Raw genomic sequence first — 25,512 nt, 5'->3', positions numbered from 1 at the left:
GCTCGTTCTCGGATCTGGTCACGGGGTGCCGCGCACCCGTGCCCTGCCGGCTGAGCGCCCGTTGAGGTGGCGTGACAGCGGTCGATGCGAGCCCGGGCTCGCGCCTGCTCGTCCCGCCGGCACCGGCCGACCCGGCCGACCCGTCCCGTGAGCCGACAGCCGCGGCCACCGCGCTGCGCACCGCCCTCCTGGACGCACCGCTGCCGCTCGCGCTCCCGGGCACCGGCGAGCTGCGCTCGCGGCGCAGCCAGCTCCTCGAGCAGCTCGACGACTACCTGCTGCCCCGGCTGAGCGCTCCGGACCGGCCGCTCCTGGTCGTCGTCGGCGGACCGACCGGGGTCGGCAAGTCGACCCTCGTCAACACGCTCGTCGGCGAGGTGGTCTCGCACTCGAGCATGATCCGGCCCACGACCCGCTCGCCGGTGCTGGTCCACCATCCCGACGACGCCGGTTGGTTCGGCCGCGACGGGATCCTGCCGGCCTTCGACCGGGTCGACGCGCCCACTCACGACCCGGGCTCGCTCCAGCTCGTCGGCACGCCGGCCGTGCCGCCGGGGGTGGCGCTGATCGACGCGCCCGACTTCGACTCCATCGACCTCACCAACCGGACGCTGGCCACCCGGCTGCTCGCCGCCGCCGACATGTGGCTCTTCGTCACCTCCGCCGCCCGCTATGCCGACCAGCTGCCCTGGGAGCAGCTCGCGATCGCCCGGGAGCGCGACACCCCGCTCCTGGTCGTGATGAACCGGATCCCCGCCGACGACCTGGCGACCGTCTCGGCCGACCTCACCGTGCAGCTCGACGCCCGGGGGATCGGGCGCGGCAAGCTGGTGTTCGTCCAGCACGGCGCGGTCGAGGAGGGCCTGCTCCGCTCGCCCCAGGTCGCCCAGATCCGGGGCGCGCTCGACGAGCTGTCCGCCTCGCCCGCGACCCGCCGGTCGATCGCACGGCAGTGCGTGGCCGGGGCCGTCGCCCAGGCCGGCACCGTCGCCGCCGCGGTCGCCGACGCGGCCGACGAGCAGGTGGCCGCCATCGGCGAGCTGCTCGCCGTCGTCGACGCGTCCTACGCGACGGCGCGCTCCGCGCTGCTGGCGGCGCTGACCGACGGCACGGTGCTGCGCGGCGAGCTGCGCTCGCAGTGGAGCGACCTCGTCGGCACCGACGCCGCGCTGCCGATGACCGAGATGGTGCGCCGGGTGCGCGAGCGGCTGCTCGCGACGCCACCGGAGCGGCAGGAGGCCCGACTCGTCCGGCTCGAGCTCGCCCTCGACCTCGCGCTCGAGGCGCTCGTGGCCGACCACGCCGAGCGGGCCGCGGGGACGGCGGCGCGCCGGCTCCAGGCCACCGGGCACGGCGACGCCCTGCTGAGCTGGAGCGACGAGGACCTCACCCGCCCCGGTGCCCGGCTCGCGGCCCGGACCCGGCAGGACGTCGCGGCCTGGCGCCGCGGCCTCGTCGACGACCCGGCGGCCCGCGGGATCGCCGCGGCGCTCGCCGTGTGCGCGATCGCGGCGCCCGGCACCGAGCACGCCGACCACGCCGGCCACGCCGACCACGACCAGCAGGGACGCGGGCCGGTGGCGGCCGCACGGGCCGGGCTCCGGACCACGGTGGCCGCCCTGCTCGACGGCGAGCGCGACCGCTACCTGGCACCGGTGCTGGGCTGGCGGCTGACCCCGGCCGCACCGGAGCGGCTCCGGGCCGCCGGGCACGGCGTCGCGGGGCTGACGAGCTGACGAGCTGACGAGCTGACGAGCTGAGGAAGTGAGCACCATGAGGGAGGGAGCCCCGATGGGCACCGGCGGCAGCGGAGGACTGGGCGCGGCGTTCCGGGAGGTACCGGCTGAACCGGCCGAGCAGGCCGGGGCGACGGGACCGGTCCGGCACCGCCTCGACGGCCTGGAGCGGGCGGTCGCCGAGGGCCGCGGCCGGCTCGACGACGTCCTGCTGGACGACGTCGCGGCCACGGTCGAGCGGGCGACGGGACGGCTCCGGCTGTCGACGTCGGCCACGGTCGTCGCGATCGCGGGCGCCACCGGCTCGGGCAAGTCGACGACGTTCAACGCGCTGGCCGGCGCCGACCTTTCGACGGCGGGGGCGCAGCGGCCGACGACGTCGCGCGCCACGGCCCTGGTCTGGAGCGACGACGAGGACGCCGCCGAGGTGACCGCGCTGCTCGACTGGCTCGACGTCCCGGAGGAGAGCCGGTTCCGGCGCTCGGAGCTGGCGACCTGCGCGCCCCGCGGCTCCCTCCCGGAGGGCCTGGTGCTGCTCGACCTTCCCGACCACGACTCGATCCGCACGGCCCACCACGACGAGGCCGAGCGCGTGGTCGCGCTGGCCGACGCGCTGATCTGGGTGGTCGACCCGCAGAAGTACGCCGATGCGGCGATCCACCAGCGGTTCCTGCGCCCCCTGGCCGGGCACCGCGACGTGACCATGGTGGTGCTCAACCACCTCGACACGGTGCCGGAGGAGGTCCGGCCCGACCTGCTGCGCGACGTGCGCAAGGTGCTGGTGGCCGACGGCATGCGCGACCCGCGGATCCTCGGGGTCAGTGCCCGGCACGGCCTGGGCATCGACGAGCTGCGCACCGCGATCGTGCGCCGGGTCGAGGAGAACCGCAATGCCGAGCGGCGGGCGCTCGCCGACGTGAGCGCCGCCGCCGAGCGGCTGCGCGCCGCGGCGGGGGACGCGTCCGGCACGATCCCCGACGTGTGGGTCGCGGACCTGGAGCGCCGGGTCGCGCAGGCGGCCGGCGCCCGGCGTCGCGGTCCGGTCGACCGCTCGGCGGTCAACGCCGCGGTCCGCTCGCTCGCCGACGACCTCGCCCGGGACCTGACCGCGGCGTGGGGCGCGCCGGTCCGTGCCGCCGCCACCGCCCACCTCGACCGCACCGCCGACCGGCTCGACGCCGAGCTCGCCGCACTGCCCGAGCCCGCACCCGAGCCCCGGTCCGGGGGCCAGGTGCGCGGCCCGTGGGCCCTGGCCCGTGCCGCCGGCCTGGTGGCCGCCGCGGCCGGCCTCGTCCTGCTCGTCACCGGCGCCGGCACGGCGGCCGGGGCCGCGCTGCTGGCGGCGGGTGTCGCGCTCGCCCTCGGCGCCCACGTCGCGGGGCGGACGCGCGGTGCGGGCGCCGACCTGCCCGAGGCCCGCACGGACGACGAGAGCGGCCGCGTGATCGCCCGCGTGCTGCGCACCCAGGTGCTCGATCCGGTGCGCGCCGAGCTGGCGTCGTACGGCCGGTTCCGGGCAGGTCTGGACAGAGCCGCGACCGCGCGAGCCGGCCGGTGATCCGCCGTCCCGGCGCGGCATATCAGGTATGAGAACGCCGCCGCCCCCCTGCGTGACGGGGGAGCGCGGGCGGGCGTTCTGGAGATGAGCGGACTCGGGACCGCTCCCCAGCTCCACAGCCCACCAGCCCACCAGCAGTCGCGGGCCGACCCGGCCGAGGACACTCGGAACCACGGTCGACCCGCGCAGGGAGCCACGCGCCGATCGCGCTCCGGCTCCCGCACCCGAAAGTCGATACCCACGATGACGTCCCGGTCCTCCGAAGCACTGGCAGCGCCCGATCCTGACGGCGTGCCCGACCGGCCGAGCCACCCTTCCTCGGCCACCGTGATCCCGCTGCGCCCGCCCCGCGCCTCTCGCGTCCAGGTCGCCGAGCCCACCGACGCCGAGCTGCTGGAGCGCTGCCGGCGCCGGGACGGCGAGGCGTGGAACCTGCTCGTCACCCGCTACGAGCGGCTCGTCTACTCGGTCGCGCGCCGCAACGGTCTCTCCGAGGAGGACGCCGCCGACGTCACCCAGGGCACCTTCGTCGCCCTGCTCGACGCCCTCGGCCGGCTCCGCGACGAGGAGCGGCTGGCGTCGTGGCTGATGACCGTGACCCGGCGCCAGGCGTGGCGGGTGCGCAACCTCAGCCGGCGCGACGTCCAGCTCGAGCAGGCGCCCGACATCGTCGACGACTCGTCCGAGGACTGGGCGGCCGTCCTCGCCCTGCACGACGGGCTGGCCGAGCTGGGCGGCACCTGCCGCAGCCTGCTCGAGGCGCTCTACCTCGACCCCGAGTCGCCCAGCTACGCTGAGATCGCGGCGCGGTTCGGACGCTCGATCGGCGGCATCGGCCCGCTGCGTGGGCGCTGCCTGGAGAAGCTGCGCGCGATCCTCACGGAGGACGAGGCATGGTGACCCGGCGCCCGACGTTCACCGAGATCGTCGACTGGATCGAGGGCCGGCTCTCCGACGAGCAGGCCGACCGGGTGGCCGCCGTCGTGGCCGCCGACGACAGCTCGGCCGACGCCGCGGCGTGGATGACGCAGTTCCTCGCCGACGCCCGGCGGCTGCCGCTCGAGACGCCGCCGCCCGCGCTGAGCGCCCGGCTGCGGGCGCTCTTCGACGACGCGTCGAACCTGCCGCCCGAGGTGCGCTGGGCCAGCGCCCGCCTGCTCTACGACACCCGCGAGGCGATGACCGGGACCCGGTCGGCCGACCTCCTCGACCACACCCACCTGGCGTTCGAGACCGAGCACGGACGGTTCGTGGTCGAGGTCCGGCGGGCGGGCGGGGGCGAGGTGGACCTGCACGGGCTGCTGCTGCTCGACGACGGCTCCGCGGCGGCCGACGTCACGCTGCTCGAGGCCGGCGCGGTCCGGCGGCGGGCGCGCACCACGGCCGACGGCCGCTTCGAGCTCACCCAGGTGCCGGTCACCATCGACGAGCTGCGCATCGCCGTGCGCGACGTGCGGGTCAGCGCCACGCTCGACCTGGCCCAGGCCTGAGCGCGGTCCGCCCGTGGTCGTCGAGGTGGTCGACGCTCGCGAGCATGCGCTCACGAGGCTGATCGACGAGGCGGAGGTGCTGCGCCGCAGCGACCTCGAGGGCTGCGCCGTGCTCCTCGACGAGGCCGCGGCGCTGGCCGACCGGGAGCACGACCACGAGCACCGGGGCCGGCTCGAGGGGATCCGGGGTGGGCTCTGCCTCGACCGTGGCGACCTGCTCGGCGCGATCACCGGCTACCAGCTCTCCCGGATGGCGTGGCTCGCCGCCGGGCGCTCGCTCGAGGCCCGCGAGGCGATGCTCGGGCGCACCGACGTGATGCTCGCGGCGGGGGAGTACGCCGACGTGATCCTCGTCGTCCAGCGGATCCTCACCGGCATCGAGCAGGGCAGCGCGGTCGACGAGGAGCTGGCGACGCGGCTCCACCTCACCGCCCACCAGCAGCTCGGCAGCGCGCACGCCGCGACCGGCGACCTGGCGAGCGCGGTGCGCCACTTCGACCTCTCCGACGACCTCGCCCGCCGGCTCGGCGACCGCTACGAGGTCGCCCGGATCGCGTTGCGCCGGGGACAGGTGCTCGTCGCCGACGGGCTGGTGCACCGGGCCATCGAGCTGCTCTGCGACGCGCGCCGCGAGGCGCTGGCCGTGGGCGCGACCCGGCTCGCCGCCGCGGCCGTCGTCCCGATCGCCGAGGCGCTCGCCGCGGCCGGCAGCCCGGTCTCGGCGATGGTGCTGCTGGAGCGGGTGGGCCCGGAGCTCATTGAGCTCGGCAGCGGCCTCGGCGAGCGCGACCGGGCGCTGGCCGAGGCGCAGCTGGGCGTCGGCCTGGCCGAGGAGGCCTACGAGCGCGGCCGCGCCGCGCGCGACGCCTTCTGGGCGTCGGGCCGGATCGCGGCCTGCGCCCGGGCCGAGCTCGTGTGCGCCGTCGCCGCGCAGCGCCTCGGCCGGACCGATCTCGCCCGGCACGCCCTCACCGCCGCCGAGCAGCTCGCCACCGAGTGCGGCGACGTGGTCGTCCGCGACGAGGCGCGGATCCTGCTCGCCCGCGGGGCCGAGCAGCGCGACGCGGCGCAGCTGCTCCTGGGCCGGCTGCTCCAGGACGACACCGTCACCGACACCACCCGGGTCCGGGCCGCGATCCTGCTGGCCCGCGCCACCCGCGACCCCGACGACGCCGAGGCGCGGATCGCCGCCGCCTCCGCCGAGGTCGACCGGCTCGGTCAGCCCGAGCTGCGGCTCGAGCTGCGGATGGTCCGCGCCCGCCGCCTCCAGGAGTCCGGCTGCACCAAGCAGGCCGCCGAGGAGCTGCGCGCGGCCTGCGAGATGGGCCACCTGCTGGTGCAGCGCCCGCGGATCGGCGGCCGGCACGGCGGCCTGCTCGCCGAGGCGAGCGACCAGCTCATCGACGTCCTCCTCGAGGACGGCGGCCACGGGGCCCTGATCGAGGCCTGGCAGCGGGTGAGCAGCGCGAAGGCCAGCGCGTTCGCCACCCTGCGCGGGCACGCCCTGGGGTGGCAGGTCGACGAGGCCGCCGTCTCCGCGGCCGACGTCGACAGCCTCATCGAGTCCGCCCGCCGCCGCGCGGGGACCGCCCGGCCCACCGCACCGCCGGACCTGCCGCCCGTCCCCGAGGGCCCGGCCCTCGAGCTCTACGTCAGCGGCGCCGACGTGATCGCGTTCGTGATCCGCGAGGGGCAGGTGCACGTGCGCCGGTTGCCCGGCGCCGGCCGGGAGACCGCCCGGCTCGTCGCCGCCTGGCAGCAGGAGTGCCACCTCGTCTCGGTGGTCGGCGCCACCTCCGCGACGTCGCCGTCGCTCGACGCCCTCTACGGGCAGCTCGTGCTGCCGCTCGAGGACCTCCTCGCCGACGTCGGCCACGACGCCGTGCCCGTCGCCGCGCACCGGCACCTGCTCGGCGTCCCCTTCGACGCGCTGCTCGACGTCGGCGGTCCCTGGCACCGGCAGCTGACCGGGGCCGGCGACCCGTGCCCGCTCGACCTGGCCGACGCCGACGCCGGCCCGTGGTCCCACCCGGACGCCCTCCGGGTGCTCGTCCTCGCCGTCCCCGACGACCAGGCACCGGCGATCGCGACGGAGGCCGCGATGATCGCGGCCACCCTGGTCCGCTCCGAGATCCGGGTCGGTGCCGCCGCGACGGCGCTCGCGCTGGCCCGGCGGATGCGCTCGGCCGACGTCGTCCACGTCGCCGCGCACGGGCGCTTCCACGCCGGCAACCCGCTCTTCTCGGCGCTGCGCCTGGGCGACGGCTGGCTGACCGCGGCCGAGCTGGTCGACGGACGCTTCGACATGAGGGGCCGGGTCGTGGTGCTCAGCGCCTGCGGGTCGGGTCGCGCCGCCGACGACCTGCAGCGCCCGATCGGCCTGGCCTGGGCGTGCCTGAGCGCCGGGGCGGCGGGCGTCGTCGCCTCGCTGTGGCCGGTCGACGACGCCGTCACGGTCACCCTGATGGCCCGCTTCTACGAGCGGATCGCGGCCGGGGACCCCCCGCGGACGGCGCTCGGCGCGGCCCGCCGGGCGGTCGCGCGGACCCATCCGCACCCCTACCACTGGGCGGCGTTCCGCTACTTCACGCCCGGCTCCTGAGGCCTCGCGGGAAGTCCCCGGAAAAAACTTCCGGATCGGTGGATCAACCACCACCCGGACCCGCACCTGTGCTGTGTGACGCAGCCTGACAGCGACTCGAACCCGGCCCCGGACTGGCCCGCCTTTCTCCCGCACCGGGAGATCGACCGCCTCCTGGAGCGGCTCGAGCACGCCGCCGTCGTCGACCCTGCGGAGGCCGCGCGGCTGCTGCGCCTGGTCACCAAGGAGGTCCAGCGGCTGCGCTCCATGACGCTGCGGCTGACCACCGAGAAGCTCGCCGAGGCCGACCGGGAGGCCCGCGGCATCGTCAGCGAGGCGCTCGGGCACGCCGACTCGCTGCGGCACGCGGGGCTGACCGTGCTCAGCTCGCGGCTCGACGAGGCGGACCGGCTGATGGCGACCGTGCGCGAGGCGTACCGGGTCGAGCTGCGGGCCGCGGGGCTCGCCGACCTGGGCGTCCCGGACCGGGCGGAGCCATGAGCGCCCTGCCGGAGCCGGCCTCCGTCCTCTCGCCGCCGCACCGGGCCCCGGCCGCGCCGCCGGCGCCCGCCCCGGCACTGGTGCTCGAGGTCCTCGACCACGGGCGGACCCGCCGGGTCCTCGAGTGGACGTTCGCCGCGGCCGCGCTGCTGCTCCTGGCGCCGCTCCTGCTGCTCGTCGCGCTGCTCGTCGTGGGCACCAGTCGCGGTCCGGTGCTCTTCCGCCAGGAGCGGATCGGTCACGGCGGCCGCCCGTTCGTGGTGCTCAAGTTCCGCACCATGCGCCGCGACGCCGCCGCCCGGGCCGAGGCGCTGTTCGCCGTCGCGAACGACGGCTCCGGTCCGCTCGACAAGCTGCGCCGCGACCCGCGGGTGACCCCGGTCGGCCGCTGGCTCCGCCGGACCTCGCTCGACGAGCTGCCGCAGCTGTGGAACGTCCTCAACGGGACGATGGCGCTCGTCGGCCCGCGCCCCACGACACCGCGCGAGGTGGCGCGGTTCGTGCCGCGCGAGCACCGCCGCTGTGCCGTGCGCCCGGGCGTGACCGGGCTGGCCCAGGTCAGCGGTCGCAGCGACCTGGCCTGGGACGACGCCGTCGACCTCGACCTGCACTACATCGACCACCGCTCGCTCGCGCTGGACCTGCGGATCCTGCTCCGCACCGTCCCGGCGGTCCTTCGCGCGCGCGGCGCCTACTGACCCACCAACCGAGGAGACCCCACGATGTTCAACCGACCTCGCTCCGGCGACCGCGCCACCCAGGCCGCCGCGGCCTTCGACGACGTCCTGGCCGAGCTCCAGGGGAGCGAGTCCGCGCCCGAGGCGCCGGCCACCCCGGCCACCCCGGCCCCGACGGCACCGCCCACGGCGCCGCCGTCCGCACCGCCGTCCGCCCCGCCGGCGGAGCCGCCCGCGGAGGCGCCCGCGCCGCTGTCGGTCACCGAGCACGCCGCGACCCTGCGTGCGACCCGGGACGCGCAGCAGCAGGCGCAGGAGATGCTCACCATGGCCGCGCAGGCGCGCAACGACGCCACCGAGCAGGCCGAGCAGATCGTCGTCGAGGCCACCGACGTCGCCGACCGGGTCCGGGCCGACGCGGCCGCGGAGGCCGAGCGGACCCGGTTCGAGGCGATCGAGTGGGTCAAGGCCCAGCGCGCCCGGGTCGAGGTCGCCACCGACACGCTGACCAAGGAGGCCGAGCGCGACGCGGAGAACATCCGCACCGAGGCGATGCGCGCCGCGATGGCCGAGGCCGAGCAGACCGCCCGGCTCTACGTCGGCGAGGCGGCGGCCCGCGGGGCCCGCGACGCCGAGGAGATCCGCGGCCGGGCCCGCGAGGTGCTGCACCAGGCAGCCGACCTCGGGACGGGTCTGCAGTCCTCGATGGCCGACGTGGCGCACGCCCTCGACCTGGCGATGGCCGCGGTCAAGGACCAGCTGCAGGCCATCGACGCGCTGCTCGAGGAGACCCGGCGCAACCCGCCGGTGCCCGTGCCCGAGCCCGAGCCGGCCAAGGCGACCGAGCCCGAGCCCGAGCCCGAGCCGGAGGCCGAGGCCGAGGCGGAGCCGGAGACCGAGACCACCGAGACCACGGAGAGCACCGAGGCCGCCGCCCGCAGCGGCCGCCAGCTCGGCGCGATCTTCCGCGGCGAGTCCGACGAGGACTGACCGGTCATGCGCGTCGTCCACCTCGTCGAGTCCCTGGGGGGAGGAGTGCTGAGCTCCGTCCTCACCATGGTCGACGCGACCCCGGACATCGAGCACCACCTGCTCACCTGGCCGCGCCGCGACCACGCGGACACCGGTGACGAGCGGGGCGTGTTCGACAGCACCGGGGCGCTGCCGCGCCGTCCGCTCGCCGCGGCGCGGGCGCTGCGCTCCGAGGTGGACGACCTGGCCCCCGACGTCCTGCACGCGCACTCGTCGTACGCCGGGATGCTCGCGCGGGGGATCGAGCTCGACGTCGACGTGCTCTACAGCCCGCACTGCTTCGCCTTCGAGCGGCGCGACATCGGCGCCGCGCCCCGGGCGGGCATCCGGCGCGTCGAGCGCGCGCTCGTCGGGCGGACGGCCGTCCTGGTCGCCTGCTCGCCCCACGAGGCCGTGCTCGCCCGGGACCTCGGCCACCGCCGCGTCGTCACGGTGCCCAACCGGGCACTGCACGTGCCCGACGAGCGGGCCCGCTTCGCCGCGCCGCTGCGCGTCGTCACGGTGGGCCGGATCAGCGCGCAGAAGGACTGGCGCCACCTGCTGGCGGCCAAGCGCTCCTTCGACCACGCCGGCGCCTGGCCGGCGCAGTGGGAGTGGCTCGGGGGCGGCGACGCCGGCGCCGAGGCCGAGCTGCGCGAGGGCGGCATCGCCGTCTCGGGCTGGCTGCCCCGCGAGGAGGTCGTGCGCCGCCTCGCGTCCGCCCAGGTCTACGTGCACACGGCGGCCTGGGAGGGCGCGCCGGTGAGCGTCATCGAGGCGGCCTCGGTGGGCCTGCCGATCGTCGCCCGGCGGATCCCGACCCTGGAGAGCCTGAGCGTCCCCGGCCTCGCCTCGTCGCCGGAGGACATCGCGCTCCGGGTGGCCGGGCTGCACGACCCGTCCCAGTGGTCGGCCGAGCAGCAGAGCTCGCTGGCCTTCGCCGCCGACCACTCCGTCTCGGCGCAGCGGCGCCGACTCGGCACCGCGTACCAGCACACCCCCGCAGCAGCACTGATCCTCAGTTAGGACCGACCGCCATGCCCACGACATCCCTGGACCCGATCGAGCACGACGGCGCCCGCACCCTCACGGTGCGCGGCGGCCTGCGGGCCGCCGGTGCGCTGCTGTGGCGCCGCAAGTGGGTGGTGCTGCTGGTGTTCGCCCTCGTGGCGAACGTCGTCGCGGCGGGCCTGGTGCTGGCCGAGCGCGAGTACACCGCGACCGCGCGGATCGCGGTCACGCCGAAGGCCGAGCTGCCGCCGTCCGCGGTCAGCTACAACGACCTGCTCGGCACCATCGCCGACGTCGCCGCGTCGCGGCCGCTGCTCGACGAGGTGGCGGGCAAGATCTCCGGCCGCTCCGCGCCCCGGCTCGCCGACGAGGTGCGCGGCGAGGTGGTCGAGGGCACGGTGATCGTGCAGGTGTCGGTGCGCGACACCGATCCCGACAAGGCCGCCCGGATCGCCAACCTGGTGGTCGAGGCGCTGCCCGCGCACGACCCGAGCAACGGGTCGTTCGACTACCACGTGACCGAGTCGGCGGTCGCGCCCGACACCTTCAGCTCGCCGAACATCCCGCTGACCAGCCTCGCCGGCCTCGTGCTCGCGCTGCTGCTCGCGGCGGCCGCGGCGGTGGCGGCGGACCGGATGTTCCGCACCGTGACCGACCCCGACGAGATGGGCGAGGTCTCCGAGACCACGGTGCTCGGCGTGATCCCCAAGCCGGCCGACCCGGACGGCGTCCCGGCGCTCGAGCTCGACGCCGAGGAGTTCCAGTCGATCCGCGCGCTGCGCATCGCGGTGGAGTTCGCGAGCGCCGAGGACCCGAGCCGGCTGCTCGTCGTCGCCTCCGCCAGCGGCTCGGACCCGTGGGCCGGCTGGACCGAGATCAACCTGGCCACCGCGCTGGCCGAGGTCGGCCACCGGGTGCTCGTGGTCAACGCCGACCGCGACGGCGCCGTCCACCCGGCACTGGACTCGCCCGGCGAGCCCGGCCTGTACGACGTCATGGCGGGCACCTGCACCTTCGAGGAGGCCGTGATCGTCGGCCCGACCCCGCAGGTGCACGTGCTGCCGGTCGGGCACGCCCACCTGGCCGCGCCCAGCCTGCTCGAGATGCGCTTCCGCGGCCTGCTCCAGGACACCGAGGACGCCTACGACGTGGTCATCGCCCACGCGCCGCCGGTGTCCGGCTCGGAGGACGCGCGGATCATGGCGATCCACGGCGCGATGCTGCTCACCGTCCCCTCCGGCCGCGTGCACCCGCGCTTCGTCCGCCGCGCCGCCGAGCACCTGCGCGGGATCCGGCTGCGGATCCTCGGCAGCGTCCTGCTGGGCGTCAAGCCCACCCGCCGGCGCCGGCGCAGCCGCTCGTTCTGAGCCACCCCGACCACGACCTCGACCACGACGACGACCCGAGAGGACCCACGATGACCCAGCGCCGCCGCGACCCGGGCCCCGGCCCCGCGCCGTCCCGGCTGCGGGTGTGCGTGGTGCAGGCCGGCGGCGTGCTCGGTGGGGCGGAGCGCTGGCAGCTCCACCTCGCGGACGCGACCGACCGGCTCGACCTCGCCGTCGTCGCGCTCGGTGACGGCCCCGCGGCCGCGCAGTGGGCCGCCCGCGGTCACGACGTCGTCGTGCTGCCGGCCGAGCGCTCCGCGGCCGGCGTCGCCCGCTCGCAGGCCCGGCTCCTGCCGCACCTGCGGCGGATCCTGCCCGACGTCGTCGTCGCGCACGGGGTGAAGGCCGCGCTCATCACGGCCCCGGTCGCGCGGCTGCTCGGCGTGCCGGTGGTCTGGGTGCGCCACGACGCCTCCTTCGCGGGCCGGGTCGTCGACCTGCTCGACCGGCTGACCGACGGCCAGGTCTCGACCAGCGCCTGGCTCACCGAGGGGCGCCGCCCGCGGCACGGCCTGGTGCTCCCGCCGCCGCGGATGCCCCGTCCGGTCGCGCGTCCCGCGGCCCGGGCACAGCTCGGGGTCGACGTCGCCGACGGCCGGCTGCTGCTCGGCATGGGCGCCCGGCTGACCGCCTACAAGGGCATCGAGGACGCCGTCCGCGCCCTCGCCGAGCCGGGCGCGCACGCCTGGGACCTCGCGGTCGCCGGCATCGCCGACCCCGCCGAGCCGGGGGAGCGGGACCGGCTGGCCGCCCTCGCCGCCGCGCTCGGCGTCGCCGGCCGGGTGCGCTTCCTGGGCGAGGTCGCCGACTTCGGGCGGCTCGTGACCGCCTTCGACGCGGTCGCCGTGCTGACCCGGCCGACGCCTGCCGAGCCGTGGGTGCGTGAGGCGTTCGGCATGGCCGCCCTGGAGGCGGTGACCGGCGGCGTGCCCGTGGTCGCCGTCCCGCCGGTCGACGAGGTCGCCGGGGACGGCGCCGTGGTCGTCGCCCCCGGTCGCCCCGACGACGTCGCCGCCGCGCTCGCCCGGCTCGCCGACGCCGAGGCCCGTCGCAGCCTGGGCGCCGCGGCCGCCCGCCGTGCCGACGCCTTCGCGGAGGCGGCCGAGGCCGCCGACACGCTCGTCGACTTCCTCGCCGACCTCGCGCACCGCCCCGGTGCCGGGCGCGACCCGGCCGGCCCTCCGGTCAGCGTGGTCACCACCGTGCTCGACGACCTCGACGCCGTCCGCTCGCTCCTCGACGCGCTGCTGCCGCAGCTCGGCCCGGACGACGAGCTGCTCGTCGTCGACGGCGGCTCGCGTGACGGCACCACCGCGCTGCTCGCCGGCCTGGCCGCGCGCGACCCCCGGGTCCGGCTGCTGGTCGAGCCCGGCGCGGGCATCTCGCAGGGCCGCAACCTCGGCATCGCCGCCGCCACCCACGACGCGATCGCCTGCACCGATGCGGGCTGCGTGCCGGTCCCGGGCTGGCTCGCCGCCCTCCGCCGGGCGTTCGACCGGCACCCGGACGTCGGCCTGTGGACGGGCACCTACAGCGTCGAGGCGCACCGGGCCTGGGAGCACGCGCTCGCCGCGGTCGGCTACCCGATGGTCGACGAGCTCGCCCGGCCCACCCCGCTGGTCCGGGTCTACGGCCGGTTCCTGGGCCGCAGCTTCGACCCCACCATGCCCACCGGCCGCTCGGTGGCCTTCCGCCGCGACGCCTGGCGCGCGGCGGGCGGCTTCCCCGAGGACCTGGCCACCGGCGAGGACGTGCTCTTCGGGCGCAGCGTCGTCGCCGCGGGGGCCCGGGCCGCGATGGTCCGCGAAGCCGAGGTGGTCTGGGCCCAGCGGCCGACCTTCCGCGCCAACCTGACGATGTACCGCCGGTACGGCGAGGGCAGCGGCTACTCGCTCGACCGGCGGCTGCTGAGCCGGGACCTCGCCCGGGTCGCGGCCTACGGCGTGGCGGCGGTGGTCGCCCTGCGCGGCGGCCCCCGCTCCCGCGGGCTCGCGCTCGCCGGTGCCACCGGCTACCTCTCGCTCCCCGCGGTGCGGGCCGCGCGGGGACCCGCGCCGGTCCGGACGCTGGCGCTCGTCCCGGGCGTCGCCGCGGCGCGTGACCTCGCCAAGGCGTACGGCGCGGTGTCGGCCGCGCTGCGCCGGAGGTCCGCCTCGTGACGCTCCCCACCGCCGCACCGCTCCCGGGCCTGCGCGGCTACCGCCCCGTCGTCCTCGACGACGCGCGCCCGCAGGCGTCCGCCGCCGGCGGCCGGCCGCTCGCGCTCGCCGTCGCGCTCGTCATCGTGGTGCTGCCCTTCGGCGACACCTCGGTGCCGGGCGCCGGGCTGAGCCTGACCTACGTGGCGATGGCCGTGCCCGCGGTGCTGGTGCTGCGGCTGCTGGTGCTCGACCGGATCTCGCTGCCGCCGTCGCTGATGTTCCTGGGCCTGGCGCTCAGCGTCGCGGCCGGCGTCGTGTCGGCGGCGACGGGAGTCGACCCGGACCGGGCCGTCCCGAGCGTCCTCATCTCCCTGCTCACGCTCGGCTACGGGCTCGCGGTCGTGGTCGCCTTCCGGCCCGGCCGGGAGGTCGACGCCGTCGACCTGCTGGTCGTCGTCGGCGGCGTGGTCGCCGCGACGGCCCTGGCCTCGGCGGGCTCGCTGCAGGCCGCCGAGGGCGGCAGCGTCGTCCTGGGCCGGTTGACGGGGCCCTTCTCGCAGCCCAACGAGCTCGGCATCTTCTGCGCCGCGCTGCTCCCGCTGACCGTCGTGGCGCTCGTCAGCGCCGGCTCGCGCCGCCGGACCGTGGTGCTCGGCATCGCCGCTGCCTGCCTGGTCGCGGCCTGGGCGATGAGCATGTCGCGCGGCGCGTGGATCGGCGGCGTCGTCGCCCTGGCCGGCCTCGCGATCTGCGAGCCCACCACCCGGCGTGCACTGGCCGGCGTCGGTGCGACGGTGCTGGGCGCGGCCGCGACCGCCGTCCTGCTGCCGGCGACGACGCCGGTGCTCGGCGTCGTCGGCGCGCGGCTGCGCTCGCTGGGCGACCCGACCCAGAACCAGTACGACGACCGCCCGCTGATCTGGGCCGAGGCCTGGCGCCAGGCCTCCGAGCACCCGTGGTTCGGCGTCGGCCCGAGCGGGTTCAAGGTCGCCGCCGGCCAGGCCGGCAGCACGATCTCGGCCGAGCCGGCCGACCACCCGCACGACCTGATGCTGACCATCCTGGCCGACCGCGGCGTGATCGGGCTGGCCCTGGGCCTGGTCGTCGTCGCCGGCTGCGTCGTCGCGGCGCGGCGCCAGGTGCTCGCCGGACCGGGGCCGGTGCGCCCCGGCGCGCCCACGCGGGTGCGGAGCATGGCGGTCCTCGCGGCGCTGACCGCGGTCGTCGTCCACTGCATCTTCGACATGCCGCTGCGCAACCCGATCGTCGCCGGTCTCGTGTGGACCCTCCTCGGCATGGCGATGACGGTCGAGGCCCGCGGCGCCCCCGACGAGGGCGACGAGCCCCGTCCCGCCGTACCGAACCACCCCGCAACAGGAGAGAGACGACGATGGTGAGCACCGAGGGACAGGCCCGGCGCCAGCGGGAGCAGTGGCGCTCGATCGGACTGCTGGTCGGTGGCCTCGCGCTGCTGGTCACCTTCGGCGTCCAGCTGATCGTGCTGATGCCGACCACCTACACCGCGACGAGCGCGATCGCGCTGCGCCCGCTGACCGCGGAGCAGTCGGCCGACAGCATCGAGATGCAGGCGCACGAGTACGGCGTCGCGCTCGGCGCCAAGGAGACCGCCGCCCTCGTCGCCAGCACCGCGGACCGCTCGTCCGACCGCCCGGAGGTCAGCGTGACCACCACGCGCGACCCGGGGACGTCGACCATCCGGATCGCGGTCTCCTCGACCAGCAAGGAGGCGGCCATCGACGTCGCCAACGGACTCACCGCCCGGGCCGAGCAGCTCGGCGAGTCCGACGAGACGGCGAAGGTCGTGGTCGTCGTCCAGGCCGGCAGCGCCGGGGTCACCTCCGACCCGCCCCGCCGCCTCTACCTCGCCGCGCTGTTCACCCTGGCCGGCCTGCTGCTCGCCGGCGGCATCTACCAGATCAGGCAGCGAGTGCCGTGAGCACGCCCCGGGTCCGAGTCCTGATGTACCACGGTGTCGACCGGGTCAGCGCCACGCGCGACCCGCACGGCATGTTCGTCACGCCACGCGCCTTCCGCGACCAGGTGGAGCACCTCCTCGAGGCGGGCTACGTCCCCATCGACGAGGCCACCTACCTGTCCGCGGCCACGGGCACCCCGGTGCCGCGCCGCTCGGTGCTCATCACGTTCGACGACGGGTACGTCGGCGTGGGGGAGCACGCCGCCCCGGTGCTCGCGTCGTTCGGGGTGCCGAGCGTCCTCTACGTGCCGGCCGGGCTCGTCGGCGGCAGCTCGGACTGGCTGCCCGTGCGCCACCGGCACCCGCTGATGGGCGCCGCGGAGCTGCGCGAGGTCGCCGCCGACGGCATGGCGATCGGCGCGCACGGCTTCGACCACGCCGACCTCACCACGCTCGGCGACACCGACCTCGACCGGCACGTGGTCGCGGCCCGGGCCGAGCTGGAGCAGGTGGTGGGCCGCCCGGTGCGGTCCTACGCCTTCCCCTACGGCACCCACGACGCGCGGGTGCGTTCGGCGGTGCGCGCGGCCGGGTACGACGCGGCGTTCGCCGTCCACGACGCGGCGGGGCCGTTCGCGACCGGCCGCGTCGATGTCAACGCCACCGACACCCTGCGCTCGTTCCGGATCAAGCTGCACCGGCTCTACCCCCGGCTGCGGCACGCGACCAACCGGTTCCCGCTGCTGCGCAGCAAGGCGCACGACCTCGTCGGCCGCGCGCCGCGCGAGGACTGCCACCCGCACGAGGCCACCGGAGGTGGACGATGAGCACGGTCCTACGTCGCTGCTTGGTGGTGCTCGGCATCGTCGGGCTCTGGGCCCTCGGCGCCGCGCTGCCCTGGCAGCTCGACGCCCGCTCGGACGACGGCGCGCGCCCTCCCGGGCCGACCGCCGCGCCGAGCGCCCCGCAGGAGACCGCGCCCGGGCCGCCGGCCCGGTCGCGCGCGGTGGCGCCCGACAGCACGCTCGGCTTCCAGCTCTCCGCGCACCACGGCACCGACGCGCGCCGGGCGCTGCGGGTGATGAAGCGGCTGCGCGCCGCGGGCAGCCACTGGGTCCGCGTCGACGTCGGCTGGTCGACCCTCGAGCCGGACGGCCCCGGCCCGTTCGCGCAGTGGTACGTCGACCTGATCGATGACGTGCTCGCCGGCGCCCGGGCCAACGGCCTGGAGGTCATCCTGTCGTTCTGGCTCACCCCGCCCTGGGCGAGTGCGTCGGGCAGCCTGCACGCGCCGCCGGACGACCCGCAGGACTACGCGCGGGCGCTGGGCCGGGCGGCCGAGCGCTGGTCCGGCCAGGTCGCCGCCTGGGAGATCTGGAACGAGCCGAACTTCGACGGCTTCTTCACCGGCGCCGACCCGGCGACGTACACCCGGCTTCTCTGCGCGGCCTATCCCGCGGTCAAGGAGCACGACAGCTCCCCGGTCCTGCTCGGCGGGCTCATGTACAACGACGACGCCTGGCTCCGCCGCGCCTATCAGGCCGGCGCCCAGGACTGCTTCGACGCGCTCGCCACCCACCCGTACGTGGGGCCGAGCGACGCGGCGCCCGACACCCCGGCGGTCGGCGCCGTCTGGCGGCTCACCCATACCCCGGCGATGCGGGCGGTGATGGACGAGTGGGGCGACCAGCGCAAGCGGATCTGGGTCACCGAGCTCGGCTGGTCGTCCGGCACCGACAACGAGGGCAACCCCTGGGACCGCCCGGTCACGCCGCGCCAGCAGGCGCGCTACCTGCGCCAGGCGGTCGAGCTCATCCGCGACCGGTACCCCTACGTCGGCCCGATCATCTGGTATCGCGACGTCGACGGCCGCTCGGCGTCCTACCAGGACGGCTTCGGCCTGCTGACCGCCGGGCTGCGCCCGAAGCCCGCGCTGCGCGCCTTCGAGGCCGAGGCGAAGCGGACGAAGCGGGCGGGGCGGTGAGCCCGATGTTCCCACGCCAGCGACCCGAGCGACCCGAGCGCCCCGAGCGCCCCGTACGCCGCGAGGGGTGGGCCGGGATCGACGACCTGCTCGCGGGCCCGGTCGCCCCGCGCTCCGCGACCGAGGACGCCCGGCACCAGGCGGACGAGCTGCTCGCCCTGGCCCGTCGCGAGCACGCCGAGGCGTCCGCCCAGGGCGCGTCCGTGGTCCAGGAGGCGGCCGAGGTCGCCGCCCGGATCCGGGCCGCCGCCGAGGCCGACGCCCGCCGGATCTCCGCGGACGTCGAGGCCTGGGGCCGCACCTGGAGCGACCGGGTCGACCAGCTCACCGGCGAGCTCACCGCCCAGGCCGAGGAGACCGCCGCCAACCTGCGCGCCGAGGCGCGGCGCACCGCCGTCCCGGACGCCGAGCGCGCGGCCCGGCGCCGGATCGCGGAGGAGTCCGCGGCCGGCGAGCTCGCCGCCGAGCGCGCCCGGGCCGAGGCCCGCGCCGAGCTCGAGGAGGCGCTCGGCGCCGGCGCCGCCCTGCACGAGGTGCTCGCCACCGCGACCGGCCAGCTCGCCGACCTGCTGGGCGCCCTGCGGGACCGCTGCGCCGCGCTGGAGCGGGTCCTCGCCGACGGCCGGCGCCCGGAGGCCTGAGCCCGATGTCCGTCCTCGTCCCCGAGCGCTCCGAGCGCACCGAGCGCGCCCCCGAGCGCCCGGCCCGCGCCGCCGTGCCGGTGCGACCCACCCCCGCGCCGCCGGTGACCGGTGGGGCCGGGTGGCTCGCGGTCGGGGCGGTGACGGCGAAGACCGCGCAGACGCTCGTCCTGCTGGTGTTCGCCGCGGTGCTGGACCCCGGTGCGATGGGCCTCATCGCCCTGGCCGCCGTCGTGCTCAACGTGGTCACGGTGCTCGCCGACCTCGGCACGAGCACCGCCCTCGTCCACCTGCGCGGGGACGCCGAGCGGGCCGCGCGCACCGCGCTGACCCTCGCGCTGGCCACCTCCGCGGTCCTGGTCGCCGTGGTCTGGGTGGCGGCGCCGGTGTTGGCGGACGTCCTCCGCGTGGGCGAGGAGGGCACCGGCGTGCTGCGCGGGGTGGTGCTCTGCGCGCCCCTGGTGGCCGCCGCGGGGGTCAGCGGCGAGCTGCTCCGCCGCTCCCTGGACTTCCGGCGCCGGGTGCTGCCTGACGTCGCCGGCAACGTGGTGGGCGCGCTCGTCACCGTGGCCGCGCTCGCCGCCGGGCAGGGCGCCTACGCCCTCGTCCACGGCCAGGTCGCGCTGGCGGCCGTGACCCTCGTCGTCTTCTGGGTGGTGCGCCCGCCGGTCCGCCCGGGCTGGGCGCGCCCGGACGCCGTCGCCCTGCTGGCCTTCGGCCGCAGCCTCGCCGCCGGGAGCGTGCTCTCGCTGCTCGTGCTCAACGTGGACTACCTGCTCGTCGCGCACCGGCTCGGCAGCGCCGACGTGGGGACCTACTCGATCGCCTTCCGGCTCGCCTTCATGCCGTACCTCCTCATCGCCCTGGTCATCGGCGGGGCGGTGTTCGCGCACCTGTGCCGCCTGCGCGGTCCCGCGATCGGCGCCGCGACGGTCGATGCGGCCGTCCGGGTGCACGTCCTCGTCGTCCCGCTGTACGCCGGGATGCTGGTCCTCGCGCCCCAGCTGACTCTGCTCGGCGAGCAGTGGGCGCCCGCGGTCCCGGCGCTGCGCTGGCTGGCCGGCTACGGGCTCCTGCTCAGCGCGCTGGAGCCGCTGCTCGCCGCGCTCAAGGCGGTCGGCCGGACCCCGGACCTGCTCCGGATCACCGCGCTCCACCTCGTCGCGCTCGTCGCGCTGCTGCTCCTCGTCGTCGACCGCGGGGTCACCGCCGTCGCCGTCGCGCAGGTCGCGGCGGGGCTGCTGACGCTCGCCGCGGCCGTCGTCCTGGCCCGGCGCGGGGTGCCCGGCCTCGACGGTGCCGCGCTGCGCCGCGCGGGCCGGAGGCTGGTGCCGGTCGCGGTCGCGGCGGTCGCGCTCGCCGCGGTCGCCGTCGTCGCCGACCGGCTGCTGCCGGGGCCCGCGGTCTCGTTCGTCCGGCTCGGCGTGGTGGGCACGTGCGCGCTCGCCGCCTACGCCGGGACCCTCCTGCTCCTCGGCCGGCCCCGGACCTCCGGGCGTGCGCGGGCGCGCGTCCGGCCCGGCTGGCTCCTCCTGCTCCCGCTCGCCGCGGTCGTCGCCGGCGGCGGCCACCTCGCGGTGACGGAGCCGGTCGCGCTGCTGCTCGGGATCGTCGTCGTCCTCGCGCTGGCCGTCGCGGTCTGCCGGGTCGAGTGGGCGGCGATCGCCTATGTCGTGGTCGAGCCGTTCGGCGACCTGGCCCGCGAGGTGCACCCGGCCGCGGTGAAGGCGACCGGCGCGGTGCTGCTCCTGGCCTGGGTGGTCCGGCTCGTGGCCGAGCCCGGCCGCCGCACCCTGCGCGAGCCGGCCGTCGCCGCGCTCGGCTGCCTCGGCGTCCTGCTGCTCGCCTCGTTCGTGGCAGCGGGGGGCGACCTCGCGACCGGCGGCGCGCACGCGCTGACCTATGCGTCGTACCTCGTCGTGGTCGTGGTGCTCGTCGACACGATCGCCCGCGGGCGGCCCGACCCGGCCGCGGCGGTCCGGCGCCTGGCGACCGCCTTCGCGCTGTCGTGCAGCGCGGCGGGACTCGTCGCGCTGATCGGTTTCCTCCGCGACGGCGGGCGCGCGGCGGGTCCGCTCGCCGACGCCAACGACCTCGCGTTCTTCCTCGTCGCGGCGCTGCCCTTCGTGCTCGTGCGGCCCCGTCGGCCGCGGCTGCTGACGCCCCTGCTCGCGGTGTGCGCGGCGGTCCTCGTCCTCGCCGCCCTCGCGACGCTCTCGCGCGGGGCGCTCATCGGCCTGGTCGCGATGGTGGCCGTCGCCCTGGCGATCGGCGCGGTCCGTCCGGTCACCGCGCTGGCCGTCGCCGCCGCGGCCGGGACCGCGCTCGTCGCGCTCTGGGCCACGCACGCCGACACCGTCGACCGCAGCCTCGGCGAGAAGCGCCACGTCGCCGCCCAGAACGTCGACCAGCGGTTCGCCACCTGGACGGTCGCCGCCGAGATGACCGCCCACCACCCGCTGCTCGGCCAGGGCCCCGGCGGGTTCGCCGCGTCGGCCTCGTACTACCTCCCCGCCGACGTGCCGGTCGTGCGCCAGAGCGTCGCGCACCAGATGTACCTCGACGTCGGCGCCGAGCTCGGCCTGCCCGCGCTCGCCGCCTTCCTCGCCGCCCTCGGGTACGGCGTCCGCGGCGCCCTCCGCGCCCGCCGTCGTCCCGCGCTGCGCCCGGTCGCGGACGCCGTGGTCGTCGCGTTCGCCGGCACCCTCACCGCCGCCTGCTTCCTCAGCGAGCAGTTCTACCTGCCGGTGTGGCTGCTCGTCGCGCTCGGCACGGCGCTCGGCGCCGCGGCCCGGGAGGAGGTGCGCCCGTGCGCGTCGTCCAGCTGATCACCCAGGAACGCGGGGGACCGGTCGACCACGCCGTCGACGTCGCCGCCGAGCTCGCCCGGCGCGGGCACGAGAGCCACCTGGTCGGGCCGCCCGGCGCGGTGCTCGACCGGGCGTCGGGCCTCGGGGTGCGCGTCCACCCGGCCGCGATGGGCGGCAAGCGCGACCTGCGCGGTGCCCGCGCGATCGCCCGCACCCTGCGCACCATCGCCCCGGACGTCGTCCACCTCCAGGACCGGCGGGCCGGGCTCGTCGGCCGGCTGCTCGCCGGCCGTGCGGCCGTGCCGACGGTCTACACGCTGCACGGCGTCCCGGACTCGCTGGCGCCCCTCGTGCCGGGCAACCTCGCCGTGACCGCACCGCGCCGGGGCGACCGGGCGGCCTACCTGTGGGCCGAGCGCGTCCTGGCGTCCCGGCCCCGGACCGCGGTGGCCACGCCCTGCGCCGCGCTGGCGCGCTACGCCCGCGAGCAGGTCGGGGCGCCGGCCGAGCGGGTGCACGTCGTCCCCAACGGGGTGGCGGGGTCCTGGCTCGACGCCGCGCCGGCGCCCCGGACCGTCCCGGCCTCCGGCCGGGTGCGGGCGGTGTGGGTCGGCCTCCTGCAGCCGGTCAAGCGGGTCGACGACCTGGTCCGGGCGACCGCCCGGGTGCCGGACCTCGAGCTCGTGCTGGTCGGCGACGGCCCCGAGCGCGCCCGGGTGGAGGCGGCCGTCGCGGCCACCGGCACCGGCGACCGGGTCCGGCTCGCGGGCTACCTCCCCGACCCGGCGCCGGTCCTGCGCGATGCCGACCTGTTCGTCCTGTCGTCGGCGGCCGAGGCCTCGCCGATGGCGCTGCTCCAGGCGATGGCCTGCGGGGTGCCCCCCGTCGCGACCAGCGTCGGCGGCGTCCCCGAGGTGGTGCGCGACGGCGTCGACGGCCTCCTCGTGCGCCCCGGCGACGACGAGCAGTGGGTCGCGGCCCTCGGCGCGCTCGTCGCCGACGCCCCGCGCCGGCGGGCGCTGGGCACCGCGGCCCGGGCCCGTGTCGCCGGCCACCACCGGATCGACCACACCGTGGCCGCCCTGGTCCCGATCTACGAAGGAGTGGCCGGATGAGGCTGTTGACCATCATCTCCGAGCTCGGCGTCGGGGGCGCCGAGGTGGTGGCCGTGCGCCTCGCGCTCGCCGCCGCCGCCGACGGGCACGAGGTCCGGGTCGCCAGCACGCCCGGCTTCCGGGTCGCCGAGCTGGAGGCCGCCGGGGTCGACCACCTGCCGCTGCGCCTGGTCGGCCGCCGGCTGACCGACCTCGCCAGCTCGCTGCGCCGGCTGCGCACCCTCGCGCCCCCGGACCTGGTCCACGCCCACAACCCGAAGCCCGCGACGCTCGCCCGGCTGGCCTTCGGCCGTCGCGCTCCGATCGTCACGACGCTGCACGGCGTCAGCGAGGCCGAGGTCGGGCGGGCCGCCAGCCTCCTCGAGAAGACCAGCGACCGGGTCGTGGTCGTCGCGCCGCACCTGGCCGTCCAGCTCGAGCGGCACGGCTACCCGGCGGCGCGGATCGACGTCGTCGCCAACACCATCGAGCCGCTCCCGGACTACCCGCGCGAGCGCGCCCGCCGCGAGCTCGGCCTGGCCCCGGACGCCGTCGTCGGCGTCTGCCTGGCCCGGATGGTCGACCAGAAGCGGCACGACCTCCTGCTCGAGGCCTGGTCCCGGCTGCCGCAGCCCGCCGTCCTGCTCCTGGCCGGCGACGGCCCGCACCGGGCGCACCTCACCGCGCGCAGCGGCATGCTCGGGCTGACCGACCGGGTGCGCTTCCTGGGGGAGCGGACCGACGTCCCGCGGCTGCTGGCCGCGGCGGACTTCGCCGTCCTGCCCACCGACTGGGAGGGCCTGCCGATCTCGGTGCTCGAGGCGATCGGGGCGGGCGTCCCCGTGGTCGCCTCGGGCGTGCCGGGGGTGGTCGACCACTTCGCCGGCGCGGTCCGGATCGTCCGGCCCGGCTCGGTGCCCGCCCTGGTCGAGGCCCTCGACCAGGTCGCCGGCACGCCCGCCGTGCGCCACGCGCTCGCCGAGCGCGGCCGCGAGGTCGCCGCGCGCCGGTTCGGCCCCGAGCGGATGCTCGCGCAGTACCGGCAGATCTACGCCCGCCTGGCCGGCGAGGCCCCCCGCAGTGCCCTGACGACGGAAGGAACGCAATGAGCCCCTGGAGCGAGAAGCGCGGCCCGCGCTGGCCGCTGTTCGCCGGCATCGGGTGCGTGCTGGCCGGACTGATCGGCGGCTTCCTGCTGATGTACGGCGTCGACCGCGGCGCGGACGACCCGGACCCGGCCCCGGACCCGGTCCCGAGCAGCCCCGCGCCGAGCGACGCGAGCCCACCGCCCGCATCGCCCTCGTCGTCTCCGTCGCCGACGGCCCCCGACGCCTCGGGGCTGACGGTCGTCTCGTGGGGCCAGGAGGGCGGACAGCTCGCGGTCGTCGTGCGCAACGACACCGACGAGGTCATCGAGCGGGCCCGGGTGCTGCTCACCGCGCGGGACCGCTCCGGCGCGGCCGTCCTCAGCACGAGCGGCACGCCCGACGACGTCTGCTGCACGGTGGTCGGGCTCGCCCCGGGCGCGGAGTTCGGGCTGTTCGCCGAGCTGCGCTCGCCGCTGCGAGACGTCGCCGAGGTCGAGGCCCGTCCGGTCGCGCGCGACCTGCGCACCGGCGACGGCGCCGTGCCCGCGGTGCGGGTGCGCGACGCCCGGCTGCGGCACCTGCCGGACGACACCGTGGTCACCGCGCGGCTCACCGCGGAGGGCGACCTCAGCGGCTACGTCGCCGCGCAGGCCCTGCTGGTCGACGCCGACGGCCGCGTGGTCCAGGTGGTGTCGGGGCGCTTCTACTGCTTCGCGTCCGGCCGGCCGGGCACCGTCCGGCTGCGCCTGTTCCACGCGGTGCCCCGCGACCTGCGGCTGGGCCGGGTGCTCGCCCAGGCGATCCCGCAGGGCGTGCCGCCCGGCGTCCCGGGGCGGTGCTGACATGGACGTCCTCGTCACCGGCGGGGCCGGCTACATCGGCAGCACCGTCGCCTCCGCGCTCGCGGACGCCGGGCACCGGCCCGTCGTCCTCGACGACCTCTCGACCGGGCGGGCGGAGTTCGTCCGGGGCCGGCGCTTCTACCGCGGCGACATCGCCGACGCGGGCCTGGTGCGCCGGATCGTGGCAGAGCACCCGGGCCTGCGCACGGCCGTGCACTGCGCGGCCCGGGTCGCGGTCCCCGAGTCGGTCGCCCGGCCCGCCGACTACTACCGGACCAACGTGACCGGCACCCTCGAGCTCGCCCAGACCCTCGCCGAGGCCGGGGTGCGCGACCTCGTGCTCAGCGGCTCGGCGTCGGTCTACGGTCCGGCCGGCGCCGCGGGCGTCGACGAGGACGCGCCCTGGGCGCCCGCCAGCCCCTACGCGCGGACCAAGGCCGTCGCCGAGCTGATGCTCGCCGACCTCGCCGCGGCGACCCGGCTGCGCGTGCTCTCGCTGCGCTACTTCAACCCGGTGGGCGCCGACCCGCAGCTGCGCACCGGTCCCCAGCAGCCGCGCCCCGGGCACGTCCTCGGCGTGCTCGCCGAGAGCCTCCGGACCGGGGCGAGCTTCCCCGTGCGGGGCACCGACTACCCCACGCGGGACGGCAGCGCGCTGCGCGACTACGTCCACGTCTGGGACCTCGCGCGCGCCCACGTCGCCGCCGTCGAGGGCTTCGAGCGGGCGCTGGACGGCCGGCGGTCCCAGGCGATCAACCTCGGGACCGGGCGCGGGACGACGGTGCACGAGCTGGTCGCCACCTTCGCCGCGGTGACCGGCCGCCCGGTCCCCGTCGTCGCGGCGCCGCGCCGGCCCGGCGACACCGCCGGCACCTTCGCCCGGACCGAGCGCGCCGCGTACCTGCTCGGCTGGCACGCCGAGCGCGACCTCGCCACCGGCATCGCCGACCTCCTGGCCTGGCTCGAGCGGCGCCCGGCCCTTCTCGAGAATCCGGCGCTCGTGGGATCAAGCAGGTGAGCCCG

At 77.3% G+C, this 25,512-nt stretch carries 21 protein-coding genes; all 21 read left to right on the top strand.

The window, feature by feature from the left end; genetic code table 11:
- Nucleotides 1-71 precede the first annotated feature (71 nt).
- The gene (locus BM223_RS10005; RefSeq protein WP_052138442.1) at nucleotides 72-1,736 is read left to right on the top strand and encodes a GTPase domain-containing protein; all 1,665 of its coding nucleotides are present in this window, start codon (nucleotides 72-74) and stop codon (nucleotides 1,734-1,736) included.
- Between the two features lie 37 nt (nucleotides 1,737-1,773).
- A complete protein-coding gene (locus BM223_RS10000) occupies nucleotides 1,774-3,294 on the top strand; it encodes a dynamin family protein (RefSeq protein WP_235319226.1) in 1,521 nt (506 codons plus the stop codon).
- 291 nt (nucleotides 3,295-3,585) lie between these two features.
- Entirely contained in the window at nucleotides 3,586-4,194 is a 609-nt protein-coding gene (locus BM223_RS27860) for an RNA polymerase sigma factor (RefSeq protein WP_052138444.1), read from the top strand.
- Entirely contained in the window at nucleotides 4,188-4,784 is a 597-nt protein-coding gene (locus BM223_RS09990) for a hypothetical protein (RefSeq protein WP_038678026.1), read from the top strand. Before BM223_RS27860 ends, BM223_RS09990 begins: the two co-directional genes overlap by 7 nt.
- 13 nt (nucleotides 4,785-4,797) lie before the next feature.
- Nucleotides 4,798-7,386 carry a CHAT domain-containing protein gene (locus BM223_RS09985; RefSeq protein WP_038678028.1) on the top strand — a complete coding sequence of 863 codons (2,589 nt, stop codon included), beginning with the start codon at nucleotides 4,798-4,800 and terminating at the stop codon, nucleotides 7,384-7,386.
- 75 nt (nucleotides 7,387-7,461) lie between these two features.
- Entirely contained in the window at nucleotides 7,462-7,866 is a 405-nt protein-coding gene (locus tag BM223_RS09980) for a hypothetical protein (RefSeq protein WP_038678029.1), read from the top strand.
- Nucleotides 7,863-8,564, top strand: coding sequence for a sugar transferase (locus BM223_RS09975; RefSeq protein ID WP_052138445.1), 702 nt, complete (start codon nucleotides 7,863-7,865; stop codon nucleotides 8,562-8,564). Before BM223_RS09980 ends, BM223_RS09975 begins: the two co-directional genes overlap by 4 nt.
- 24 nt (nucleotides 8,565-8,588) lie before the next feature.
- Nucleotides 8,589-9,533 carry a hypothetical protein gene (locus BM223_RS28900; RefSeq protein ID WP_038678031.1) on the top strand — a complete coding sequence of 315 codons (945 nt, stop codon included), beginning with the start codon at nucleotides 8,589-8,591 and terminating at the stop codon, nucleotides 9,531-9,533.
- A 6-nt stretch (nucleotides 9,534-9,539) separates the two neighbouring features.
- Nucleotides 9,540-10,580 (top strand): glycosyltransferase family 4 protein, encoded by a 1,041-nt coding sequence (locus tag BM223_RS09965; protein ID WP_052138446.1) that lies wholly within the window; start codon nucleotides 9,540-9,542, stop codon nucleotides 10,578-10,580.
- An 11-nt stretch (nucleotides 10,581-10,591) separates the two neighbouring features.
- Nucleotides 10,592-11,932, top strand: coding sequence for a tyrosine-protein kinase domain-containing protein (locus tag BM223_RS09960; protein ID WP_038678032.1), 1,341 nt, complete (start codon nucleotides 10,592-10,594; stop codon nucleotides 11,930-11,932).
- Between the two features lie 50 nt (nucleotides 11,933-11,982).
- Entirely contained in the window at nucleotides 11,983-14,112 is a 2,130-nt protein-coding gene (locus tag BM223_RS09955) for a glycosyltransferase (RefSeq protein WP_038678034.1), read from the top strand.
- Complete coding sequence (locus BM223_RS09950; protein ID WP_038678036.1) at nucleotides 14,109-15,491, top strand: O-antigen ligase family protein; 1,383 nt, start codon at nucleotides 14,109-14,111, stop codon at nucleotides 15,489-15,491. The genes BM223_RS09955 and BM223_RS09950 overlap by 4 nt, the downstream gene beginning before the upstream one ends.
- Nucleotides 15,488-16,051 (top strand): YveK family protein, encoded by a 564-nt coding sequence (locus BM223_RS09945; RefSeq protein ID WP_141267220.1) that lies wholly within the window; start codon nucleotides 15,488-15,490, stop codon nucleotides 16,049-16,051. Before BM223_RS09950 ends, BM223_RS09945 begins: the two co-directional genes overlap by 4 nt.
- A gap of 23 nt (nucleotides 16,052-16,074) precedes the next feature.
- Nucleotides 16,075-16,857 carry a polysaccharide deacetylase family protein gene (locus BM223_RS09940; RefSeq protein ID WP_052138448.1) on the top strand — a complete coding sequence of 261 codons (783 nt, stop codon included), beginning with the start codon at nucleotides 16,075-16,077 and terminating at the stop codon, nucleotides 16,855-16,857.
- Entirely contained in the window at nucleotides 16,854-18,014 is a 1,161-nt protein-coding gene (locus BM223_RS09935) for a cellulase family glycosylhydrolase (RefSeq protein WP_082003620.1), read from the top strand. Before BM223_RS09940 ends, BM223_RS09935 begins: the two co-directional genes overlap by 4 nt.
- 5 nt (nucleotides 18,015-18,019) lie before the next feature.
- A complete protein-coding gene (locus tag BM223_RS09930) occupies nucleotides 18,020-18,655 on the top strand; it encodes a hypothetical protein (RefSeq protein WP_038678040.1) in 636 nt (211 codons plus the stop codon).
- A gap of 5 nt (nucleotides 18,656-18,660) precedes the next feature.
- On the top strand, nucleotides 18,661-21,483 hold the full coding sequence (locus tag BM223_RS09925; RefSeq protein WP_052138450.1) for an oligosaccharide flippase family protein: 2,823 nt from the start codon (nucleotides 18,661-18,663) through the stop codon (nucleotides 21,481-21,483).
- On the top strand, nucleotides 21,465-22,580 hold the full coding sequence (locus BM223_RS28895; protein WP_038678042.1) for a glycosyltransferase family 4 protein: 1,116 nt from the start codon (nucleotides 21,465-21,467) through the stop codon (nucleotides 22,578-22,580). The genes BM223_RS09925 and BM223_RS28895 overlap by 19 nt, the downstream gene beginning before the upstream one ends.
- Nucleotides 22,577-23,668 (top strand): glycosyltransferase, encoded by a 1,092-nt coding sequence (locus BM223_RS09915; protein WP_052138451.1) that lies wholly within the window; start codon nucleotides 22,577-22,579, stop codon nucleotides 23,666-23,668. The genes BM223_RS28895 and BM223_RS09915 overlap by 4 nt, the downstream gene beginning before the upstream one ends.
- Nucleotides 23,665-24,489 (top strand): hypothetical protein, encoded by an 825-nt coding sequence (locus BM223_RS09910; protein WP_038678043.1) that lies wholly within the window; start codon nucleotides 23,665-23,667, stop codon nucleotides 24,487-24,489. The genes BM223_RS09915 and BM223_RS09910 overlap by 4 nt, the downstream gene beginning before the upstream one ends.
- Before the next feature lies 1 nt (nucleotide 24,490).
- The gene (gene galE / locus BM223_RS09905; RefSeq protein ID WP_038678045.1) at nucleotides 24,491-25,507 is read left to right on the top strand and encodes a UDP-glucose 4-epimerase GalE; all 1,017 of its coding nucleotides are present in this window, start codon (nucleotides 24,491-24,493) and stop codon (nucleotides 25,505-25,507) included.
- The last annotated feature ends 5 nt before the right edge of the window (nucleotides 25,508-25,512 follow it).

This window comes from Pimelobacter simplex, assembly GCF_900114845.1.
In the GTDB taxonomy this organism is placed as follows: domain Bacteria; phylum Actinomycetota; class Actinomycetes; order Propionibacteriales; family Nocardioidaceae; genus Nocardioides; species Nocardioides simplex.
The sequence above is the reverse complement of the archived record's forward strand: the minus strand, read 5'-3'. Positions and strand labels throughout refer to the sequence as shown.

What these genes read in the sequence shown, in the direction of transcription:
- BM223_RS10000 (WP_235319226.1), top strand. Translation starts at nt 1,774, where the DNA reads ATGAGGGAGGGAGCCCCGATGGGCACCGGCGGCAGCGGAGGACTGGGC.
- BM223_RS09990 (WP_038678026.1), top strand. Translation starts at nt 4,188, where the DNA reads ATGGTGACCCGGCGCCCGACGTTCACCGAGATCGTCGACTGGATCGAG.
- BM223_RS09975 (WP_052138445.1), top strand. Translation starts at nt 7,863, where the DNA reads ATGAGCGCCCTGCCGGAGCCGGCCTCCGTCCTCTCGCCGCCGCACCGG.
- BM223_RS28900 (WP_038678031.1), top strand. Translation starts at nt 8,589, where the DNA reads ATGTTCAACCGACCTCGCTCCGGCGACCGCGCCACCCAGGCCGCCGCG.
- BM223_RS09965 (WP_052138446.1), top strand. Translation starts at nt 9,540, where the DNA reads ATGCGCGTCGTCCACCTCGTCGAGTCCCTGGGGGGAGGAGTGCTGAGC.
- BM223_RS09960 (WP_038678032.1), top strand. Translation starts at nt 10,592, where the DNA reads ATGCCCACGACATCCCTGGACCCGATCGAGCACGACGGCGCCCGCACC.
- BM223_RS09955 (WP_038678034.1), top strand. Translation starts at nt 11,983, where the DNA reads ATGACCCAGCGCCGCCGCGACCCGGGCCCCGGCCCCGCGCCGTCCCGG.
- BM223_RS09940 (WP_052138448.1), top strand. Translation starts at nt 16,075, where the DNA reads ATGTACCACGGTGTCGACCGGGTCAGCGCCACGCGCGACCCGCACGGC.
- BM223_RS09935 (WP_082003620.1), top strand. Translation starts at nt 16,854, where the DNA reads ATGAGCACGGTCCTACGTCGCTGCTTGGTGGTGCTCGGCATCGTCGGG.
- BM223_RS09930 (WP_038678040.1), top strand. Translation starts at nt 18,020, where the DNA reads ATGTTCCCACGCCAGCGACCCGAGCGACCCGAGCGCCCCGAGCGCCCC.
- BM223_RS09925 (WP_052138450.1), top strand. Translation starts at nt 18,661, where the DNA reads ATGTCCGTCCTCGTCCCCGAGCGCTCCGAGCGCACCGAGCGCGCCCCC.
- BM223_RS09915 (WP_052138451.1), top strand. Translation starts at nt 22,577, where the DNA reads ATGAGGCTGTTGACCATCATCTCCGAGCTCGGCGTCGGGGGCGCCGAG.
- BM223_RS09910 (WP_038678043.1), top strand. Translation starts at nt 23,665, where the DNA reads ATGAGCCCCTGGAGCGAGAAGCGCGGCCCGCGCTGGCCGCTGTTCGCC.
- galE (WP_038678045.1), top strand. Translation starts at nt 24,491, where the DNA reads ATGGACGTCCTCGTCACCGGCGGGGCCGGCTACATCGGCAGCACCGTC.